The organism is Streptomyces sp. NPDC041940, assembly GCF_055589465.1.
The window spans coordinates 274,415-292,866 of sequence record NZ_JBVJBP010000003.1; the positions used below are offsets into that span (position 1 = coordinate 274,415).

15 protein-coding genes and 1 pseudogene are annotated in these 18,452 nt (G+C 72.6%); 5 read left to right on the top strand and 11 right to left on the bottom strand.

What is annotated here, in order from left to right:
- Nucleotides 1-40: 40 nt before the first annotated feature.
- The gene (locus tag ACZ6I3_RS08540) at nt 41-1,441 is read left to right on the top strand and encodes a cytochrome P450 (protein WP_469412872.1); all 1,401 of its coding nucleotides are present in this window, start codon (nt 41-43) and stop codon (nt 1,439-1,441) included.
- A 25-nt stretch (nt 1,442-1,466) separates the two neighbouring features.
- A pseudogene (locus ACZ6I3_RS08545) lies at nt 1,467-1,646 on the top strand (alpha-L-rhamnosidase C-terminal domain-containing protein); the annotation flags it as partial.
- A 95-nt stretch (nt 1,647-1,741) separates the two neighbouring features.
- On the opposite strand, the gene ACZ6I3_RS08550 reads toward ACZ6I3_RS08545, so the two are convergent.
- The 6 genes from ACZ6I3_RS08550 to ACZ6I3_RS08575 are packed head-to-tail and all read right to left on the bottom strand — an operon-like array spanning nt 1,742 to nt 8,173.
- Nucleotides 1,742-2,560 (bottom strand): ABC transporter ATP-binding protein, encoded by an 819-nt coding sequence (locus ACZ6I3_RS08550; RefSeq protein WP_469412873.1) that lies wholly within the window; start codon nt 2,558-2,560, stop codon nt 1,742-1,744.
- Entirely contained in the window at nt 2,557-3,522 is a 966-nt protein-coding gene (locus tag ACZ6I3_RS08555) for an ABC transporter ATP-binding protein (protein ID WP_469412875.1), read from the bottom strand. Before ACZ6I3_RS08555 ends, ACZ6I3_RS08550 begins: the two co-directional genes overlap by 4 nt.
- Nucleotides 3,522-4,364, bottom strand: a complete 843-nt coding sequence (locus tag ACZ6I3_RS08560; RefSeq protein WP_469412877.1) for an ABC transporter permease — start codon at nt 4,362-4,364, stop codon at nt 3,522-3,524. Before ACZ6I3_RS08560 ends, ACZ6I3_RS08555 begins: the two co-directional genes overlap by 1 nt.
- Nucleotides 4,361-5,314 (bottom strand): ABC transporter permease, encoded by a 954-nt coding sequence (locus ACZ6I3_RS08565; protein WP_399015959.1) that lies wholly within the window; start codon nt 5,312-5,314, stop codon nt 4,361-4,363. Before ACZ6I3_RS08565 ends, ACZ6I3_RS08560 begins: the two co-directional genes overlap by 4 nt.
- Before the next feature lie 5 nt (nt 5,315-5,319).
- Nucleotides 5,320-6,966: an ABC transporter substrate-binding protein gene (locus ACZ6I3_RS08570; RefSeq protein ID WP_469412879.1), complete on the bottom strand. Its 1,647-nt coding sequence runs from the start codon at nt 6,964-6,966 to the stop codon at nt 5,320-5,322.
- A gap of 13 nt (nt 6,967-6,979) precedes the next feature.
- The gene (locus ACZ6I3_RS08575; protein WP_469412880.1) at nt 6,980-8,173 is read right to left on the bottom strand and encodes a C45 family autoproteolytic acyltransferase/hydolase; all 1,194 of its coding nucleotides are present in this window, start codon (nt 8,171-8,173) and stop codon (nt 6,980-6,982) included.
- 117 nt (nt 8,174-8,290) lie between these two features.
- Here ACZ6I3_RS08575 and ACZ6I3_RS08580 point away from each other — a divergent pair, with 117 nt between their 5' ends.
- Together ACZ6I3_RS08580 and ACZ6I3_RS08585 are read left to right on the top strand one after the other, a co-directional pair.
- The gene (locus tag ACZ6I3_RS08580) at nt 8,291-9,205 is read left to right on the top strand and encodes a MurR/RpiR family transcriptional regulator (protein ID WP_469412881.1); all 915 of its coding nucleotides are present in this window, start codon (nt 8,291-8,293) and stop codon (nt 9,203-9,205) included.
- Nucleotides 9,206-9,332: 127 nt separating this feature from the next.
- Nucleotides 9,333-10,814 carry an MFS transporter gene (locus ACZ6I3_RS08585; RefSeq protein WP_469413124.1) on the top strand — a complete coding sequence of 494 codons (1,482 nt, stop codon included), beginning with the start codon at nt 9,333-9,335 and terminating at the stop codon, nt 10,812-10,814.
- Nucleotides 10,815-10,829: 15 nt separating this feature from the next.
- On the opposite strand, the gene ACZ6I3_RS08590 is transcribed toward ACZ6I3_RS08585, so the two are convergent.
- From ACZ6I3_RS08590 to ACZ6I3_RS08610, 5 genes are all read right to left on the bottom strand, one after another.
- A complete protein-coding gene (locus ACZ6I3_RS08590; protein ID WP_469412883.1) occupies nt 10,830-13,739 on the bottom strand; it encodes an ATP-binding protein in 2,910 nt (969 codons plus the stop codon).
- A 207-nt stretch (nt 13,740-13,946) separates the two neighbouring features.
- Nucleotides 13,947-14,954, bottom strand: coding sequence for a (-)-alpha-amorphene synthase (locus ACZ6I3_RS08595; protein ID WP_469412885.1), 1,008 nt, complete (start codon nt 14,952-14,954; stop codon nt 13,947-13,949).
- The gene (locus tag ACZ6I3_RS08600) at nt 14,938-16,557 is read right to left on the bottom strand and encodes a cytochrome P450 (protein WP_469412887.1); all 1,620 of its coding nucleotides are present in this window, start codon (nt 16,555-16,557) and stop codon (nt 14,938-14,940) included. Before ACZ6I3_RS08600 ends, ACZ6I3_RS08595 begins: the two co-directional genes overlap by 17 nt.
- 108 nt (nt 16,558-16,665) lie before the next feature.
- Nucleotides 16,666-17,139, bottom strand: a complete 474-nt coding sequence (locus ACZ6I3_RS08605; protein ID WP_469412889.1) for an SRPBCC domain-containing protein — start codon at nt 17,137-17,139, stop codon at nt 16,666-16,668.
- 35 nt (nt 17,140-17,174) lie between these two features.
- Entirely contained in the window at nt 17,175-17,594 is a 420-nt protein-coding gene (locus ACZ6I3_RS08610; RefSeq protein WP_469412891.1) for a DUF779 domain-containing protein, read from the bottom strand.
- 102 nt (nt 17,595-17,696) lie between these two features.
- Here ACZ6I3_RS08610 and ACZ6I3_RS08615 point away from each other — a divergent pair, with 102 nt between their 5' ends.
- Entirely contained in the window at nt 17,697-18,452 is a 756-nt protein-coding gene (locus ACZ6I3_RS08615; RefSeq protein ID WP_469412893.1) for a thioesterase II family protein, read from the top strand.

An 18,452-nucleotide genomic window follows, 5' to 3' on the forward strand; every position in this document is an offset into this window, starting at 1 on the left:
GGTGTGCCGGTACGGGGCGTGTCGGAGGGGTGGCAAGACGATGGAATCCCAGTGGGGTGACGGCGGATCCGTGGACCTGGACGACACGCGGCTGGAGTCCCTGAGTCCCGAACCGCTGCTGACCCGGGACTACGAGACACGTCCCTCGCTCGTCTACGAGCGGCTGCGGCACGAGCACGGCCCGGTCGCGCCGGTCGATCTGCTGGGGGTACCCGCCTGGCTGGTCCTGGGCTACCGCGAGTCCCTCCAGGTGCTCCAGGACAACGACGGCTTCCCGAAGGGGCTGGAGAACTGGCGGGCCCGCTCCGAGGGCAGGGTGCCGGCCGACTGGCCGCTCGGCCCGTCCCTGGAGGTCAACCACATCCTGATCCAGGGCGGCCCCGGCTACCGGCCGCTGCGGTCCGCGTGGGACGTGGCCCTCAAGCCCTTCCAGGACCCGCGCCACCCGCAGGCCAAGCGCCTGAAGTCCGCCGTCACCGCCTACGCCGACGAGCTGATCACCCTGGTGGGGCAGGGCGGCAGGACCGGCGTGGCGGACCTGTCCGCGCAGTTCTCCCGGCCGCTGCCGCTGATGGTGGCGAGCCATCTGCTCGGCTTCCCCGGCTCGCAGGGCGACGACGCGCTGATGGACATGTGGCGCGTGCTCGACGCGGGCCCGGACGCCGAGGCCGCGCTGGAGCGCCTGCTCGCGACCCTGGCGGAACTGGCCGCTGGGAAGCTGCAGAAGCCGGGCGACGACTTCCCCTCGTACCTGCTGGCCGCGCACCCGGACCTCTCGCTCGACCATCTCGCCCGCGAACTGTTCATGCTGCTGGGCATGACCTCCGACCACGTCGGCATCCTCATCTCCAACACCGTCGTCGAGGTCATCTCGGGGGAGAGCAGCGTGCGCGCCAGCCTGTCCGCCGGGATGGTCAGGGAGTCCATGAACCGGGTGGTCATGCGTAAGCCGCCCCTCGTGAACTTCGTCCCGCGCTTCGCGGCCCAGGACACCCCGCTCGGCAACTACACGATCCGGGCCGGCGACCCGGTGTGGGTCTCCCCGGGCGCCGCGCACGCCGACCCGCTCTTCGCCGACCACGTCGCCTCCGGCTCCACCATCAGCACCCGGGCGCATCTGTCCTGGGGGGCCGGGCCGCGCCAGTGCCCGGCCCGGGAACTCGCCTCGGCGGTCGCCGCGGCCGGTGTGGGGCGCCTGTTCGAGCGGTTCGACCACCTCGACCTCGCGCTGCCCGCCGACCAACTGCCCTGGCGCTCCTCCCCGTTCATGCGGGGCCTGCGCTCGCTGCCCGTGCGGTACGAACTCGCCTCGGCGCCCGTGCGGCCCGCGGCGGACGACCCCGCGCCGGGGGTGGCGGAGGAGGTCCTGCCGGACCCGTCCGCCCGGCAGCGCTCCTCGCTGTGGCGCTACCTGACCGGCCTGATCCGCGGCGGCCGCTGACCGCGAGGCGGGTCGGCGCCCCGCCCTGGGATGCCGGACCCGGCCGCGTGTCGCACCGGCGCCCGGCCGCACGCCGACCCGCGCGCGTGCCGCGCACCTCACGCCGTACGGGCGCGCCGGGGCCGGGTGGGAGCGGCAGGGCGACACCGCCACGGTCATGGCGGCCGTCCCGCCCGGCACCACCGCCCTGGTCGAACTCCCCGGCGGCGAGCCGCCGTTCGAGGCCGGGTCGGCCCGCCACGCCTTCGCCGTGGCGGGCCGCACGCCGCTCGGCCGCACGCCGCTGACGCGGCGTACGCCTCAGGAGCCCAGCGCGGCGGCCCGGGCCTCGACCGCCGTGGCCGGGTCCCAGCCCTCGCCGGGGACGGCCGCGAGCAGCAGCTTGGTGTACGGGTGGGCCGGATCGGTGAGCACCTGCCGGGTCAAGCCCTGTTCGACGATCCGGCCCTGGCGCATCACCAGCACGTCGTCGGTGATGTGCTGCACCACCGCCAGGTCGTGCCCGACGAAGACGAGCGCGACCCCGGTGTCCCGGCGGATCTCGTCGAGCAGCCGCAGGATCTGGGCCTGGATCGACACGTCCAGGGCGGCCACGGCCTCGTCCAGGACCAGCACCCGCGGGCCGGGGGCGAGCGCGCGGGCGATCGCGAGGCGCTGGCGCTGGCCGCCAGAGAGCTGCCGGGGCCGGGCCGCTGCCTCCCGTTCGCCGAGGCCGACCCGGTCGAGGAGGTCCTTGGCCAGGTCCTCGTCCCGGCCGTGCAGGCGCAGCGCGGTGCGCAGGCACCGGTCGGCCGTCAGCCGCGGGTCGAGTGAGACGTACGGGTCCTGGAAGACCATCTGGATCTCCCGGGCGCGGGCCAGCCGGGCCGCCTTGCGCCGGGGCGTGCGCGCCTCCCGCGGGCGTCCGTCGACGCTGACGGTGCCGGCGTCGGGCCGCACCAGACCGACCAGCATCCGCGCCACCGTCGTCTTGCCGGACCCGGACTCCCCGACGATCCCGAGCGAGCCGCCCCGGGGCACCTCGAACGACACCTCCTCGGCGGCGGTGATCCGGCCGCGGCCGGGGAGGGAGTAGGACTTGCGCAGGCCGTCGGCGACCAGCAGAGGACCGTCGGTCATGGCGTGCTCCTTTCGGCCGAGGCCGCCGCGGTGGCCACCGCGGCCGGTATCCGGCGGCAGGCTGCCGTTCCGCCGTCCGGGAGTTCCGCCGCCGTAGGCCGCCAGGTGTCGCACTCCGGCTCGGCGTCGGGACAGCGGGCGGCGAACGGGCAGCCGGGGAAGGCGTCGGACAGGGACGGCGGGCGGCCCGGGATGGGCAGCAGGGTGTGGGAGGTGTCGCCCAGAGTGGGCGAGCAGGAGAGCAGCCCGCGGGTGTAGGGATGCGCGGGGTCGGCGAACAGCGCCTCGGCGGTGCGCTCCTCGACGACCCGGCCGGCGTACATGACGTACACGCGGTCGCAGTACGCGGCGGCCAGGTGCAGGTCGTGCGTGATGAACAGCATCCCGGCCCCCTGCTCCGCGCGCAGGGTGCGCAGCAGGGCGAGGATCTCCGCCTGGGTGGTGACGTCGAGCGCGCTGGTGGCCTCGTCGGCGAGCAGCAGCCGGGGCCCTACGGCCAGGGCACCCGCGATGACGACCCGCTGGAGCATGCCGCCGGACAGCTCGTGCGGGCGCTGCCGCAGCCGGCGTTCCGGGTCGGAGAGGCCGACGGCGGCGAGGAGTTCCACGGCCCGGGCACGGTCGGCGCCGCGCTCGCGGAGGAAGTCCCCGATGCGGCGCACGGGGTTGAGGGCGGCGCGCGGATCCTGGTGGATCATGGCGACCGTACGGGCCCGGTGGCGGCGCAGGTCCTCGCCGGTGAGGGCGAGGACGTCCGCGTCGCCGGCCCGGACGGAGCCGGAGGCCGTGGCCCCGTCCGGCAGCAGGCCGAGGGCGGCCTTGGCCGTGGTCGACTTGCCCGAGCCGGACTCGCCGACCAGGCCGACGACCTCGCCCGGGGCCACGCGCAAGGACACCTCGTCGAGGAGCGGCCGGGCCGCGCCCGGGAGCTGGACCGTGAGGTGGTCGAGGGTGAGCAGCATCAGTTCCGCCCTCCGAGCCGGTCGGCCGCCCAGACACCGACGACGTTGAACGAGACGACGACCAGGGCGATAGCCGTGCCGGGCACGAGGGCGGGCAGCAGCGCGCCCTGGACGACGGCGGCCTGGCCCTCCTGCACCATCAGACCCCAGTCGGAGCTGGGCGGCTGGGCGCCGAAGCCGAGGTAGGACAGGGTGGCGAGCGACATGAGCGCCTCACCGAACAGCACCACCAAGTAACCGGCGACCGACCGGCCCAGGTTCGGCACCAGGTACCCCGCGCAGATCCGGGCGCCGCCCATGCCCTGGACGCGGTAGGCGTCGACGTACGGCTTGCGGCACTCGGAAAGGGCCAGTGAGCGCGTGTACTTGGCGACCGTCGGCGTGTAGGCGAGACCGAGGGCCAGGACGGACGTGGTCATGCCGGTGCCGAAGACCGCGATGATCAGGACGGTGAACAGCAGCCCGGGGAAGGCGTACATCACATCCGTCAGCCGGGAGACGAAGGCGTCGACCCAGCCGCCCCGCCAGGCCGCCAGCACCCCGAGGGTGACGCCGAGCAGTGCGGCCACCGCGAGGAGCAGCAGCGGGGCGATGAGGCTGGTGCGGGCGCCGTACAGCACGCGGGAGAGGAGGTCCTGTCCCGAGGAGTCGGTGCCCAGGAGGTGGTCGGGGCTCGTGCCGGCGAGCGAGGCGGACAGGTCGATGGCGTCGGGGGCGTAGGGCGCCAGCAGCGGGGCGAGCACGGCGGCCAGGACCACCAGGCCCAGGAAACCGCCGGCCACCAGCACACCCACCGGGCGGCGGGGGCGTACGCGGACAGGGGCGAGGGTGAGCGCGGTCATGCGGTGCGGGCCTCCTCGCGGACGCGCGGGTCGAGCAGCGGATGGACCAGGTCGACGACGGTGGTGACGACGACGTAGCCGGTGACCATGAGCAGCAGCACGGCCTGGGCCACCGGGAAGTCGTGGGTGTTGATCGCGCCGACCAGCAGCGAGCCGATGCCGCTGATGCCGAAGGCGGTCTCGACGACGACCGTCCCGGCGAGCATCCCGGCCATGACCAGGCCGCACATGGTGACGATCGGGCCGAGCGCGTTGCGCAGCACATGACGGCGGACGATGTCCCGTTCCGGGATGCCGGAGGCCCGGGCCGCCTCGACGTGGTCGGAGGCGGCGGCGTCCGCCATGGCCTGCCGGGTGACCCGGCTGATGAGCGCGAGCGCGCCGAGCGCCAGCGACAGCGCGGGCAGCGTCAGATGGTGCAGGGTCCCGGCGAAGCCGCTGCCGGCGCCCGTCACCGGGAACCAGCCCAGTTGCACGCCGAACAGCGACACGAGGGCGATCGCCGCGACGAACGACGGCACGGACGCGGCGAGCGTCGTCCCGCCGACCACCGCGGAGTCGACCCAGGTGGACTGCCGGATCGCGGCGAGGATGCCGGAGCCCACGCCGAGGACGACGAACAGCACGGTGGCGTAGGCGACCAGTTCGACGGTGGTGGGCAGCCGGGCCGCGATCAGGTCGGCCACCTGGTCGCCGTACTTGAAGGAGCGGCCGAGGTCGAGGTGGACGCAGTCGGCGAGCCAGCGCCCGTACTGCACGACCAGGGGCTCGTCGAGGTGGTACTGGGCGCGGACGGCCGCGAGCCGCTCGGGGGTGAGCTCGTCGCGGCCGCCGGCCAGGAAGACGGCGGGGTCGCCGGGGGCCGCGTAGACGGCCGCGAAGATGACGAAGGAGGCGGCGAGGAGCGTGGCCAGGAAACCGGCCAGGCGCCGTACGATCCGGGCGGCCATGCGCCTCAGCCCTTCCGAGCGCCGAGGCCGGCCGCCCACGGGTAGTACAGATAGGCCTGGGAGGCGGGCGCCCCGGTCAGTTCGCCGTTCATCACCAGCACCGAGGGCACCTGGGCGACGGGGATCCAGACCGCCGCGTCGGTGAACCGCTTCTGCACGTCGATCGCGAGGGCGGCACGCTTCGCGTCGTCCAGCGTGGACAGCGCCTGGTGCACCTTCTTGTCGTAGGTGGCGTCCTTGAACCCGATCCAGTTGTTGGAGGAGTCGGACAGGCCGTTGTCGTAGAAGCCCATCGGGTCCGACTTGGAGATGTACCAGTCGCCCACCAGGACGTCGATGCCGGCGCGGGCCTGCGGGTCGCTGTAGAACTCCTCGAACTGGGTGGTCGGCACCGTCTTGATCTCGCCCTTGAGCCCGATGCGCTGGAGGGCGGCGCGCAGGGCGTTGGCGACGACGGTGCGGCCCTGGCTGGCGTCGGTGCCGATGACGACCGGGGCCGACGGCGCTCCGGCCTCCTTCACGAGCTTCTTGGCCTCGGCGATGTCGTCGGCGTCGGGTGCGGCGGGCGCGCCCGCCGCCAGCTGCTTCTGCGCGGCGGCGAACTCCGGCTTCGCGTAGCCCCAGGCGCCGGAACCGACCGGGCTCGCCCACGGCTCGACCAGGCCGCCGTAGCCGGACTTGGCGATGCCGGCGCGGTCCAGGGCGAGGGAGACGGCGCGCCGGACGCGCGGGTCCTTCAGGCCGCCGCGTTCGGTGGGGATGAGGTCGAGGGTGGCCGTGGAGGGGCCGTAGTGCTGGCTGAGGCCCTTGACGTCGCGCAGCGCGGAGGCGGTGTTGGGCGACTCGGCGTAGGTGCCGTCGGCGGCGCCGGTCTTCAGCGCGTTGACCAGGGCGCTGTCGGAGGCCCAGCGGAAGACGACCTCCTTGGTCAGCGGCTGCTCGCCCCAGTAGCCGTCGAAGGCGCGGATGGTGATCGAGTCACCGGACTTCCAGCCCGTCAGCTGGTACGGGCCCGAGCAGGCGTCGCCCTGGCCCGGGGTGCCGAACTCCTTGCCCGCCTTCTCCACCTGCTCCTTGTTCCAGACGATGCCGGCGTCGCCCGCGAGGGACTTGGTGAACAGGGCGTCGGGCTGCTCGAAGCGGACGGTGATCTCGTCGGGGCCCGTCTTCGTCATGGCGGAGACGTTGGTGAACTCGTCGCTCTGTTCCATGTCCGGGTCGGCGTGCCGCTTCAGGCTCCACAGGACGTCGTCGGCGGTGAGCTTCGAGCCGTCGTGGAAGGTGACGCCGGAGCGGATCTTCAGGACCAGGGTCCTGTCGTCGGGCGTCGTCGCCTTCTCGGCGAGGAACGGCTTGACGGTCATGTCGGGCTGGAGCTGGTAGAGCCGCTCGCAGACGTTGGTGAGGACGACCCGGCCGGCGCTGGAACCCTGGCTGTCGAGGTCGAGGGAGTCGGGCTCGTCCTCCAGCAGCCAGTTCACCTTGTCGACCGGGCCCTGGGCGGCGGGGGTGGTCGGGGTGAGCTTCAGCCGCGCGGCGTCGACCGGGCTGCCGCCGGTCGTGGCGGTGTCGGCGCCGCTGCATCCGACGGCGGCGAGGAGACCGGTGACGACCAGGCCGCAGGTCACCGTCCCGCGTGAGTTTCTGTTCATCGGCGTTTCTCTTTCAGCTGGTGCGGCGGGCCGGGGAGCCGTCGGGGCCGTCGTAGAGGTTCCAGGGAAGGTGCTGGTAGTCGCGGTCGCAAGGGGTGCCGGCTGTGACGTGGTAGTCGCCGGTGGTCAGGTCCACGCAGGAGGAGACGAGCGTGGCCCAGTGCTCCACGGCGGGCCTGCGGGTGTCGGGGTGTGTGCACAGCGACTCGGGCAGCCCGAGGTGGTCGGAGAGGGCCTGCTTGATCAGCTTGCGGGACTCGTCGGGGCCGGTGGAGCCGCGCAGCGCCCGCAGGCCCTCCTCGGCGCGGGGGACGCGGACCAGCGAGTCCGGGGAGAGCGGGCGGTAGTCGGCGGCGATGGCCGCGGGGACGCCCGCCTGGTAGTGGTTGCCGTGCACCAGCAGACCGTCGGTCGGATACATCCAGCCGTAGCCCGCGGGGGTCGTCTCCAGGTCGACGGCGAAGCCCTCGCGGCAGGTGAGCAGTGCGTTGGAGGCGATATGGGCCCGGGTGCGGCACAGCACGTCGAGGGCGTCGGTGATCGCGTGCTGGTCGAGGACGCTGCGGCGGACCACGGTCTGCGGCAGGCCGACCGCGTCGTCGAAGCGACCGCCGAGCCCGTTGGCGTTGAGGGCGATCCCGGCGGAGTTCGCGCCCTGGCGGCCGATCTGCCCCGCCTCGACCTGCATGATCAGGGTCGGCGCGGGCGGCTGCACGATCCGCAGCATGACGACGGTGCCGGCGGCCGCGGCCCGCCAGTCCCAGTTCTGGCCCGCCCAGACGTGCCCGTCGCCGCTGGCGGGGCCGTAGGCGGCGAAGGAGGTGCAGCCCTCGGCGGGCTCCTCCTCGACGACAGCGGCTTCGGGGCCCGGGTCCGCCTCCATGGTCGCGAACGACTGGTCGTAGAGCACCTCGCCGCGTGCGTTGAGGGCGAGCACGTCGAGCAGCGAGACCCCGGCGCCCTCGGCGGTGCCGCGCATCTCCTCCAGCAGGTGCGGGGCGTAGGAGGCGACCGGCTCCTGCCAGCGGGCGGCGCGGGCGGTGACCTGCTCCCAGGTCAGGCCGGCGGAGTGGCCGAAGGCCTCCTCGTAGTAGGCGAGCGCACTGTGCAGCCGGTCGCGGACGGCCTCGCCGTACTGGCGTCCGCGTTCGAGGGGAGTGCCGGAGATCTCGACGAGAGGGAGGGACGGGGATGCAGGGGGTGCCATTGTTCTCCTCGCAGTGGAGGGCTGTCCGCCGCACCGACGTGCTGTAACGTCGATTACGAAAACCGCTCCTCTTGGAATGCGTTGTCCAGGAGAGTAACGGCCGACACGAGGAAGTCAATGCCTGTAACGGAGATTTCAGAGCCCGGGGATCTGGGAGAGGGCGTGGCCCGCCTCCGCGCGGCCGTCCGCGACCACTGGGAGGCCCTGTCGGCCTCCGAGCGCGCGGTCGCCCAGTACCTGGCGAGCGCCCCGGTGGAACAACTGCTGTTCGCCAGCGCCCAGGAACTGGGCACGGCCAGCGGCACCAGCAACGCCACCGTCGTCCGCGCCCTGCAGCGCCTCGGGTACGGGGGACTCCCCGCCCTCAAGCGTGAGCTGGCCACCGGCTTCACCTCGGCGGTCGCCCCCGAGGTGCGGCTGAAGCAGCGCATCGCCCACGTCGGGCGGGACCTGGACGGCATCTGGGGCGATGTGCTCGACGAGGCCCAGGAGCGGATCGAGCAGACCCGGCGGCTGACCGACCAGGAGTCGCTGCGGGCGGCCGTGGCGGCGCTGGCGGACGCCGGGGAGGTCCACTGCTTCGGCATCGCCGCCTCCGAGGCGGCCGCCCGGTACCTGGCCCTCGCGCTCGGCCGCATCGGCCGCCGCTCCCGGTTCCTCGACGCGACCGGCTTCGCCCTCGCCGACCATCTGCTCGGCCTGCGCCAGGGCGACGCCGTGGTGATCTTCCAGCCCGGACGCGCCCTCACCGAGCTGACCGTGCTCGTCGAGCGGGCCCGCGCGGTCGGGGCACGCGTCGTGCTCGTCACGGACGAGTTGGGCGAGGAGTTCGGCGACCGCGTCGACGCCGTCCTCACCGCCCCTCACACCCCGACCGGCATCACCTCGGAGGCGCTCACCGCGCTGGTCGTGGCCGATGTCCTGCTGCTGGCCCTGACCACCCTGGACGAGGAACGGGCGGTGGACACGTCGCACCAACTGACCGTCCTGCGCGAGCAACTGCTGTCACCGAAGGGCCCCCGCAAGGGCTGACGGTGATCGAGTGGTGAGGTCCAGGGGGCGGGCGTACCGTCGAACGGTGGACACCGCAGGCAGCGGCCCGCAGCCGGCTTCACCACAGGCGACCACCACCAAGGACACCGGTGGTGGCGGAAACGCGATGGCGCTGCTCGTCATCGCCTCCTGCCAGCTGATGGTGGTCCTCGACATCACCATCGTGAACATCGCGCTGCCGCACATCCAGAGCTCGCTGGACTTCTCCACCACCAGCCTGTCGTGGGTGGTCAACGCCTACACCCTCACCTTCGGCGGCCTGCTGCTGCTCGGCGGCCGGGCCGGCGACATCCTGGGCCGGCGGCGCGTCTTCGTCTTCGGCGTGCTGCTCTTCGTGCTCGCCTCCCTGCTCGGCGGGTTCGCCCAGAACTCCGGCCAACTCCTCGGCGCACGCGCCCTCCAGGGCGTCGGCGGCGCCATCGCCTCCCCGACGTCCCTCGCCCTGATCAGCACCACCTTCCGCGAAGGTCCCGAACGCAACCGCGCCTTCGGCGTCTTCGCCGCGGTCTCCGCCGGCGGCGGCGCGATCGGCCTCCTCGCCGGCGGCATGCTGGTGGAGTGGCTGAACTGGCGGTGGGTGCTGTTCGTCAACGTGCCCATCGGCCTGCTCATCGTGCTCGCCACGCCCCGTTACATCAGGGAGTCCGAGCGCCACCCCGGGCGCTTCGACGTCGCCGGCGCGCTCACCTCCACCGCGGGCATGGTGCTGCTCGTCTACGGGTTCATCAGAGCCGCGCAGGACGGCTGGCGGGATCCGCTCACGGTGGCCTCGTTCGTCGGGGCGGTCGTCGTCCTGGCGGCCTTCATCCTGATCGAGCGGCGCTCCAGACAGCCCATCACGCCCCTGCACATGTTCGCCGACCGCAACCGCGCGGGCACCTACGGCATCATGCTGTGCCTCGCCGCCGCGATCTTCGGCATGTTCTTCTTCCTGACGCTCTTCGTGCAGAACGTGCTGGGCTTCAGCCCGCTCGCGGCCGGACTGGCCTTCCTGCCGGTCAGCGCGGTCATCGCCGTCGGTGCCGGACTGGCGTCGCGGTTCCTGCCCGTCTACGGGCCCAAACCGTTCATGGTGGTGGGCGCGATCCTGGCCGCCGCGGGCCTCGCCTGGCTCACTCTGACCGACGTGCACTCCACCTACGCGGGCAGTGTCCTCGGCCCGATGCTCGTCTTCAGCCTCGGCATGGGCATGGAGTTCGTGTCGCTGACCCTCATGGCGCTGTCCAACGTGGCCACGCCGGAGACCGGCGCGGCGTCCGGACTCCTCAACGCCACCCAGCAGGTCGGCGGCTCGCTCGGACTGTCCATCCTGGTCACGATGTACGGCACGGCCAGCACCAACGAGGCGGAGAAACAGATCCCGGACTTCCTCCGGCAGGCGACCCCCAGCGAGCGCCTGCGGTTCGAACAGACCGGGCAGCTGCCGAAACCCTGGTCCGACGAGATCCTCACCGCCGGCGTCTCGGCCGCCTTCATCATGGCGGCGATCTTCACCGCCGTCGCCGCGCTGATCGCCCTCGTCGTCATCCAGGTCCGCCCCTCCGACCTGGAACGTCTCAAGGGCGGGACGGGCCCCGGCCCGATGTGAGGCCCGCCCGGCCCGCTACCGCCCCGGCCGGTGACAGTTCTCCAGGGCGTCGGCGAGGCCCGCCGTGTCCGTGCCGAGCTTGCGGTACACGGAGGACAGCAGATGCCGCACGCCCTGCTCGGTGATCCGCAGGTCCTGCGCGACCGCCGGCGCCGGGTGGCCCTGGGCCGTCTTCTCGGCGGCCCGGCGTTCCGGGCCGGTCAGCATGTCCGTCTGCGCGTAGCGCAGGGGCAGCGGGCGCAGTCCCGCGGCGGAGAGTTCCCGCCTGGCCCGGTCGGCCAGACCCTCGGCGCCGCAGTGCACCGCCCCCTCCAGCCCCTGGTAGAGCCGGTCGGCGGCGTCGTGCAGGCGGCCGTTGCGGACCAGCGCGGCGCCATGGCCCACCAGGGCGCGGGCCAGTTCGTACGCCGCGGGCGACCGCTCCAGATGATCGACGGCCTGCGTGTGCAGATCGAGCGCCGCCTGCCCGCCCGTCACCTCTGCCTGGACCCGCAGCGCCTGGCCGATCGCCGACGCCGCACCGAAGTCCCGGGCTCGCTTGGCGGCGTCCTGGGCGTGCAGCACCGCCTGGTCGGGAGCGGTGCGGGCGAGTGCCGAGGCCAGTCCCAGCTGCCAGGGGCACCACGAGGGGTTGTGCCAGTCCCGTGAATCCAGCCAGTCCCCGACCCTGGACAACAGACGTGCCGCCTCGGCGAGTCGCCCCTCCGCCAGGAGCAGTTCGGCGTACACCGTGCGGGGGTCGGGGAAGATGACGGCGTTGGGGACCACATCGCCGTAGTCGTAGGTGTCGGCGAGCCGCCGCGCGTCGGTGGTGCGCCCGCGGGCCAGCAGGATCTGGATGAGAATGCCGATGGCGAACCACTGGGCGGGCACCGCCCCTTCGACGCGCTCGGCGGTGTGCAGCCCGGCCCGGACGAGTTCCTCGGCCTCGGGCAGGCAGCCCCGGCGGTAGCGGATGTAGCCCAGGAGCGTCTGGCCCTGCGCCAGATGGGAGCCGCGCCACCCCCGGTGCTCGCACTCGGCCATCCCGTCGGCGAACAGCTCCTCGGCCCGACGCGGCTGGTCGCAGTACATGAACAGCAGGGCGACCGCGGCGGGCACCTCGAAGCCGCGGTTCTCGTCGGTCCAGCTCATCCCTCCGCTCAGGGCCTCCTCGGCATACCCGAGGGCGCTCCGCCGAGGCTCGCCGCGCACCAGGGCGTCCCACGCCCGCAGACCGAGGATGTAGCGCTCCTCCAGACCCCGGCCGGTCAGCTTCCCGGCCAGCTTCGCCAGCCGGCGCGAGCGCGCGGACGAGTCCGGCTCGTCGGCGCGGAAGGCGCTCCACACGAAGTGATCCGCCTGCATGCGCAGTCGGACGCGCGGATTGGTGGCGCGCCGCGCCTCGTCGGCGGCCACGGTCGCGGCCTCGGTCAGCCGGTCGGTGTGGGCCAGCGCCTGGGTCAGCCGGTAGACGATGGAGGCGCGCAGGTCGGGGTCGATTCCGGGTTCCTTCAGCGCCTCCTGGAGGTGGCTCACCGTGGCCGTGGGCTCGAGGAGGAACGTCGAGCCGGCCAGCTCGTGGAGCAGGGCGGCGCGGTCCTCGGCGGGAGGCGGTTCCCGCAACGCCCGGGTCAGCACGCGCCGGGCGGCCTCCGGGGCCCCGGCACGGAGGTACTCACGCGCGGCGGCGCGCAGGCACGCGACCGTCTCGGGCCGGCCGTCGCAGGGCACCTCCAGCAGGTGACGGGCGGCGGCGGTGGGGTCGGACTCGACCGTCTGGGCGGCGTTGGCGGCAGCGTCGTGCATGCCGACGCGCAGGCCCGAGGGGATGTCGCGGTAGACCGTCGTGGCGATCAGCGGATGGACGAAATCCAGGGCGCCCGCGGCCTCGTCGGCGTTCGTGAGGATGCGGCAGGCGCGCAGTTTCTCGGTCGCCTCGACGGCCTCCTCGCTGCCGACCACCGCGAGGTCGGCTGCGGCCTCCGGTGAGAAGGGCCCGCCCAGGACGGCGCCGGCCCACGCGAAGCGGACCGTGCTCGGGCCGAGCCGCTTGAGGCGCTCGATCAGGCCGGGGCCCTTGACCGCGGCGGCGAGGTCCCGCATCACGGGCACCTCGTCCCGCGTTCCCCTCAGCCGCCGCTGGCGGAGTCTGATGGCCAGTTCGACGGCCTCGAAGGGGATTCCGTTGGTGGCCGTCCAGCACGCGCCGCAGAACTCGTCCTCGGCTTCCTCGCCCACTTCCTCCCTGATGATCCGCGCCACACCGGCCTCGCCGAGCGGGGACAGGACGTGCGGGCGCTCCTCGTGGCGTTCGACGAGCGTGCGGAAGGAGGTCGCGTCGGACGGGAGTTCGTCCGGCCGGTAGCCGACGGTGATCAGGAGCGGGAGGTCCGCCACCCGGGGCGCGAAGGAGGCGAGCCACTCGAGGGATTCGGTATCGGCCCAGTGCAGGTCGTCCAGGAGCAGAACGACAGGGGCGTTCAGCATCGTCAGACGCGTCATGACCCAGTCGAGGCCGTCGCGCACTCCGGTCGGGTCCGGCACCCGGGCGGGGTCCGTCGCCTCGAGGCCGAGCGCGGCGCCGACGATGTCGTACCAACTGCCCAGGAAATCCCGGCGCTCCGTCCCGCTCATGCCGGCCAGCACGGGCTGCATGACCTGGCGGACGACGCGGAACGCCAGCCCCTGCTCGTTCTCGCCGCCCTTGCCCGAGAACACCGTGAAGCCCTGCGCGGCGGCGCGGGCGCGCACCGTCGCGATCAGGGTCGTCTTGCCCAGCCCGGCCTCACCCGTGAAGGCGAGCAGCCCGCCGCGCGGGACCCGGGGCACGCCGTCGGCGGTGTCCCGCAGCCCCGCCAGCGCGCGGTCGATGGCCCGGAGTTCCTCGTCGCGTTCGAGCAGAGGCCGGTGTTCGGTGATCGGTTGCCGCAGCCCGTGGGCCATGTGGTCTACCGCTTCCTGTCGTTGCTCCCCGCCGGACCGGGCGAGCGTACGCCCAGAAACAGGTCGTTTGGCCCGGACGTCACAGGAGGTAGACAGGGTGAGTGAATTTCTCGCAGGAGCGCTTTGCGTGCCCGCCTTTCGGGGTAGCGTGGTCCGTTTCCGCCCCTTTCGGGAGCCCGGCGGGGAGACGGCCGGTCGGCCGGCCGGTCAGAGCCCCGCTGGTGCCGCCATCGTGTCGGCGTACCGCGGCACGGTACGGGACCAGAAGTAGCATCCGCGGATCCAGCCGGCCATGCCCTCCACGTAGCCGACGCCGGACGGGCTCAGCTCCGGCCTGATCTCACCGAAGAGCTCCTCGAACTCGCGGATCGTGCGGTTGATGTGCCGTACGGCCAGGGTCACGGCCACCGGCAGGGAGCACCGGTGTGTCCGCCGGTAGGCGAGGGCCAGGTTGATCAGGCCGCCCGCGCGCTGTTCCTTCACCGCGGAGAAGAGGTCGGGTATCCACACCGCCGCGTCGGCCGACAGCCGGCTCAGGCGTCGCATGGCGGGGTGATGGATCTCCTCTGGGGTCAGTTCGCACCGCTGCGCGGCCTCGCACAGCGGATAGAACGGCTCGACGCCGGCGATGAGGGACCGTACGGACCGGCACAGCCCGCTGTTCACCGGGTCGGAATCACCCTGTGCCACCGCCTCGTACAGGAGGCCGTGCACGTACTCACGGCTGTTCCAGGCCCATCGGGCGGCCTGATCGGGTGTGCACCGCTCCCGGACCTGTCGATGGAGGTCGGCCAGGGCCGCGCCGAGCGGGGTGGCGGGCGGCTGGCCGTCCCGCAGGATGGCGACGCTCTCGCACAGCATGGGCAGCAGCCGTCCCGGGGAGCGCCGGCCGACGTCCTCCGCCCGGTCGTCGAAGACGAACTGGTAGGCGATCTGGTTGGCCACGATCTGGAGGAGCCCGGAATCCATGGACGGACTGTTGCAGGCCGCGAGTTCGGCGGGGCGGGTATAGGAGATCATGGCCGCCACCGCCGGGTCGTCGGTCAGCCCCCACGTACTCAGCCAGGTGTCGACGCCGGCCGATGCCTCGGACGCGTGGGGATTGCGCTCGTACGGGAACGGCATGTAGAGGCTCGCGTCGATCAGGTCCCGCAGATTGACCGCCGGTATCGCGTCCTGCGCGGCGAGCGCGATTTCCTCATGCGTCGTGGACATCGTTGCCACCTGCCGTTCGGGAGTTGTGGGCGACGGGCACGACAGCCGCGCCCGCCGGCCTCCTGACGCGCTGTTCGCAGGTCATGACCAGTCCCCGCGGCCCCAGCGACGCCGCCGGACGCAGCCGTTCCTCGTCGCCGGGCAGCTGACGCAGCCGCCAGTGGCGGGTGATGTACGAGACGGCGACCACGGCCTCCGTCAGGGCGAGTGCCTCTCCGATGCATTTCCGGCGGCCGGCCCCGAACGGGATCATCGCTCCGGGGCGGACGACGTCCTGCCCGGGCAGCCAGCGGCCGGGGAGGAAGCGGTCGGGGTCGGGGAACAGGGTGGGGTCGTGGTGCAGGAGGTACGGGCTGAACACGACCGTGGCGCCTTGCGGGAGACGGTGCCCGGCGAGTTCCGTCTCCTTGGTGGCGACGCGGGTGAAGAGCCAGCCGGGCGGGCGATGGCGAAGCGTCTCGGTGAGGACGGACCGTGTGTGGACGAGGCGCGGCAGTTCGTCGGGGCCGGGCGGCCGCCCTGAGGCGAGCACGGCGTCGACCTCGGAGTGCAGACGGCGTTCCTCCTCGGGATGCCGCCCCACGAGGTCCAGGGCCGAGGAGAGACACAGGGCGGTGCTCTCGGCGCCGGCGAACATCAGCGTGATCACCTGGCCGTGGACTTCCCTGTCGGTGATCGCCGACTCCACGCCGTCACCCCGTGCCGCCGCCAGCAGGGTCCCCAGCAGATCGTCCCGGTCGTCGCGGCCGGCGCCTCGCCGGCGTTCGGCGACAGCCGCGTCGACGATCGCACGCAGGCGCTCGGACGCGTGCCGGTAGCGCCGGTTCGCCGGAGTGGGAACACGGAACAGGGCGTCGACGGGCATCACCGTCCGGACGAACATGCCCCGGACCACGGTGGCCAGGCACCCGCGCAGCTCGTCGGCCGTGGCGGCGTCGAGCGAGTCGGAGAAGAGGACGCGGCTGATCACGCGGGTCGACAGGTCCATCATGGCCGCGCTGATGTCGACCGTCTGCCCGCTCCGCCATGTGCGGCAGACCGACTCCACTTCCTCGCCCATCAGTTGCACCTGGCCGGCGACGCGGGCCTTGCGGAAGCCGGGCTGGAGCAGCCTGCGCTGGCGGCGGTGATCCGCGTGCCGGCAGGTGCCGACGCCGTCCCCCAGCAGTATCCGCAGCCGGTCGTAGAGCGGGCCGCCCTTGTCGAACGTCTCCGGGTCCCCGAGTACCTGGTGGACGAGATCCGGGTGACAGGCCATCCAGGCACGCTGCGGACCCAGGCGTATTTCGACCAGATCCCCGTGCGCGGGCAGAGATTCCAGAAATGCCAGCGGGCGACGGACCAAGTCGATACCGTGGCCCAGGAATGGGAATATGCCTGGAGCAGTGCCCACTGTCCAATTTCGGGCCGGTCCGGGAACGGAGCCGCTCATCGAAAACCACCTGCCTCGGTCGGCACACGGGATTGTGGTGCGATCGCCTCGATTTGACGCTCGCCTCAGTCCTGCCCAGTGAAATCTGCCGACGGCTCGCCGAATCCTTTCTCCATAGGGGCGCACAGAAGCACGAAGGGGCGTCGAACACGCCACGATTGCTGCATGCATTCAGTTGGTCAATGTGTTTCTGTGCACGGAGAAATCCGTGTTCCGTCTGTGCTCCTGAAGGGCACGGCAGCCGAGTTGCGCGCCTGGCATGAACATGGAGACCGTGCCTCAGGCGACGTCCGGGCCGGTCTCGACGAACCGGGCCAGATTCGCCAGGGCCATGCGGGTGCCCGTCTCGTTGTCCGCGGCGGGTACCACGTCGGGGATGCCCTCGTGGGTCACCAGGACGTCGGTGCCGCCGCCCTCCGCGTCGGTGAGCGTCGTCGTCATGGTCATCGTGCCGGCCAGCGCCGGGTCGGCGGTCTCGAACGCGAGTACCTCGACCACCTGCTCGTCGGGCACGAGCCGCGCGAAGTGGCCGTGGTACGTGTCGGTGCGCGCGGCCGACTTCCCGGCGGCGTCCGGTGCGTCGTACGTCAGCGAGACACGGAACCGGCCGCCCTCGCGGGCGTCGAACTCGTGCACCTCGCCGCGCATGTCGTCCGGCACCCGCCAGCGCGCGATCGCCTCCGCGCTCACCAGCGCCCGGTAGACGGCCGGACGCGGCGCGTCGACATGGCCGGAGACCCGCGTCGTGTACATGCGCCCACCCTACGGCGACGCGCGCACCGAGCCGTTCAGGCCCGGCCGGGCTCGTCCGCCCCGGTCGGCAGCGGTGGCTCCGCCTCGATGTGCCGCAGCTCCTCGTCGGTGAGCAGCCGGGAGCGGATCAGGAAACGGACGCCCTCCGGGGCCTCCAGGGAGAAGCCGCTGCCCCGGCCGGGGACGACGTCCACGGTGAGATGGGTGTGCGACCAGTACCGGTGCTGGTCCGCGCTCATCCAGAACGGGGTGTCCCCGGCCACCTGCCCCAGCAGCACGTCCGAGGCGCCGACCCGGAACTCACCGCGCGGGTAGCACATCGGGGCGCTGCCGTCACAGCAGCCGCCGGACTGGTGGAACATCACCGGCCCGTGCGTCCCGCTCAGCCGCCGCAGCAGTTCCTCGGCGGCCGGCGTCAGTTCGACACGTTCCGTGCGGGTGGGGTGGTTCGTCATGCGATCCCTCCTGGCCGGTCGGTCCGTCTATCTTGGCAATCGGCACGAGCATGTCGTTCCGAGCATGAGAAGTCGTTCCGAGCATGAGAACAGGAAGGCCCCATGACCGCCACCGATCCGTGGATACGACGCTTCTTCCCGAGCCCCGACGCCCCCGTACAACTGGTCTGTCTGCCCCACGCGGGCGGTTCGGCGTCCTTCTTCCGGCCGGTGGCCCAGGCGTTGAACCCCGGCGTCGAGGTGCTCTCCGTCCAGTACCCGGGCCGCCAGGACCGGCACAACGAGCCCATGATCGACACCATCGACGGTCTCGCGGACCATGTCAGCCGGGCCGTGACGCGCACGGTGGACCGCCCCTTCGCCCTGTTCGGGCACAGCATGGGAGCGACCCTGGCCTTCGAGGTCGCCGTACGGCTGGAGCGGGCCGGGCGATTCGCCGAGCGGGTCTTCGTCTCGGGACGCCGCGCACCGTCGTGCCACCGCGACGAGCGGGTGCACCGGCGTGACGACGCCGGGATCATCGCCGAACTGCGCGGGCTCAGCGGCACCGACCAGCGCGTCTTCGGGGACGAGGAACTGATGCGCATGATCCTGCCGGCCCTGCGCAACGACTACCGCGCGGTGGAGACCTATGTGTGGGCGTCGGATCACCGGCTCCACAGCCCCCTCACCGCCCTGACCGGAGACGACGACCCCAAGGCGAGCCACGACGAGGTACGCGCCTGGAGCGCCCACACCACGGGCGACTTCGAGATGAAGCGCTACCCCGGCGGGCACTTCTTCCTCATCGACCACGCGCCGGACGTGATCGGCGTCATCGGCGAGCGTCTGGCCCGGCCGGCCGCGACCCCGCGCTGA